This is a genomic window from Pseudomonas sp. P5_B2, from assembly GCF_056400445.1.
Map to the genome: position 1 here is coordinate 1 of NZ_JBFULH010000678.1, position 2052 is coordinate 2052.

The following is a 2052-nucleotide window of genomic DNA, read 5'->3' on the forward strand; positions in this document are numbered from 1 at the left end:
GGGATAGGGATGTTGATGCCGACCTGGCCGACGTCGATTTCSKTCTGGAATTTACGCGCCGCCGCACCGCTCTGGGTGAACAGGCCYGTRCCRTTGCCGAACGGGTTGGCGTTGACCAGCGCAATCGCCTCGTCAAGCGTATTCACTTCCAGCACCACCAGCACCGGGCCGAAGATTTCCTGGGTGTAGATCTGCATGTCGGTGGTCACGCCGGAGAACAAGGTCGGGCCGACAAAGTTGCCCTGCTCGTAACCCGGAACCGTAATCTCGCGACCGTCCAGCTCCAGTTTGGCGCCTTCCTTGATGCCGCTCTCGATCAGGTCGAGAATGCGCGCCTTGGCTTTTTTCGAGATCACCGGGCCGACGTCAGTGCCCGGCTCGCTGCCGGCATTCACTGTGAGTTTCTGCGCCAGCGCTTTCAGGTCCGGCAGCCATTGCTTGGCCGCGCCCACCAATACCACCACCGAGGTGGCCATGCAGCGTTGACCCGYCGCGCCAAAACCGGCGCCGACCAAAGCATTCAACGCTTGCTCGCGATTGGCATCCGGCAGCACCACGGCGTGGTTCTTCGCGCCCATCATCGATTGCACGCGCTTGCCGTGTTTGCCGGCCAAGTCATAGACGTGAGTACCGACGGCAGTCGAACCGACAAAGGACACCGCCTTGATGTCTTTGTGTGTGCAGAGTGCGTCGACCACATCCTTGCCGCCATGCACGACGTTAAGGACGCCTGCCGGAACGCCGGCTTCGATGGCCAGTTCCACCAGGAGCATGGTCGACATTGGGTCCTGTTCGGACGGCTTGAGCACGAAGGTGTTGCCGCAGGCGATGGCCATCGGGAACATCCACAGCGGAATCATTGCCGGGAAGTTGAACGGGGTGATGCCGGCGCACACGCCGATGGGCTGACGCAGGGTGTAGGTGTCGACACCGCCGGCAACGTTTTCGGCAAATTCACCCATTTGCAGGCTGCCGATGGAGCAGGCGTGTTCGACCACTTCCAGGCCACGGAAAATGTCGCCTTCAGCGTCGGCGATGGTTTTGCCTTGCTCTGCGCTAAGGACCACGGCGATACGTTTGGAATGCTCACGAATCAACGCCTGGAGCTTGAGCATGATGCGCATCCGCGCGCCAATCGGCGTCAGCTTCCAGGTCTGGAAGGCGCGATGGGCAGCGCTGATGGCCGCGTCGACTTCTTCAGTAGTCGCAAACGGCACCTTGGCCAGCACTTGCTGGGTGGCCGGGTTGACGATGTCGTGCCATTCGGTGGACTTGGACTCGACCCACTGGCCGTCGATCAACAGCTTGACCTTCTGCACGGTGGTTTCGTTAGGCGTGAGCGATGCGTTCATGTGGGTCTCCGGATGCTTGTTTTTATCTTGGGAGCCAAGGCGAGAAAGTCACCTTGTGATGAGGCGTGTGCCGCGAATTGGTTGTGGGGCTGTTTTTGGAGTATAGATGTGCAAACTTCTAATAAGAACGCACATAAAAGCCGGTCCATCATGCAAAAAAACATCACGTCTTTAGGCTCGCTGAACTGGGATGACCTCAAGTTTTTCCTCGAAGTCGCCCGCACCCGCAAGGCCAGCACCGCGGCCAAGCGTCTGGCGGTGGACTACACCACTGTGTCGCGGCGCATCAGTTCGCTGGAAGCGGCGCTGGGAACTTTGTTGTTCGAAAAATCCCGGACCAGCGGTTTTGTCCTGACCGCAGAGGGTCAGCGTTTGCTGGGTTACGCCGAATCCATTGAAAGCACTCTGCACATGGCTTGCGAGCAGGTTTCGGGGTCCGGCGTGGCGTTGTCCGGTCACGTGCGCATGGGCTGCACCGAAGGATTCGGCAGCTTTTTCATCACGCCGCAACTGAGTCATTTCGTCGACGCCTACCCGGCCATCTCCGTCGACATCCTGCCGCTGCCGCACTTCATCAGCCTGTCCAAGCGCGAAGCCGACATCGTCATCGCCCTGGAGCGCCCCGAACACGGGCCGTACGTCTGCTGCAAACTATGCGACTACCGATTGCAGCTGTACGCGACCCAAGACTATCTGGACA

At 59.7% G+C, this 2052-nt stretch carries 2 protein-coding genes; one reads left to right on the top strand and one right to left on the bottom strand.

Going from position 1 to position 2052, the window contains the following annotated elements; translation table 11 throughout:
- Positions 1–1352 (bottom strand): CoA-acylating methylmalonate-semialdehyde dehydrogenase (locus AC1DRJ_RS25520; RefSeq protein ID WP_477804602.1); only part of this gene is annotated, 1352 nt, incomplete at its 3' end.
- A 150-nt stretch (positions 1353–1502) separates the two neighbouring features.
- Here AC1DRJ_RS25520 and AC1DRJ_RS25525 point away from each other — a divergent pair.
- A partial coding sequence (locus tag AC1DRJ_RS25525; RefSeq protein WP_477804603.1) for a LysR family transcriptional regulator occupies positions 1503–2052 on the top strand: 550 nt, incomplete at its 3' end.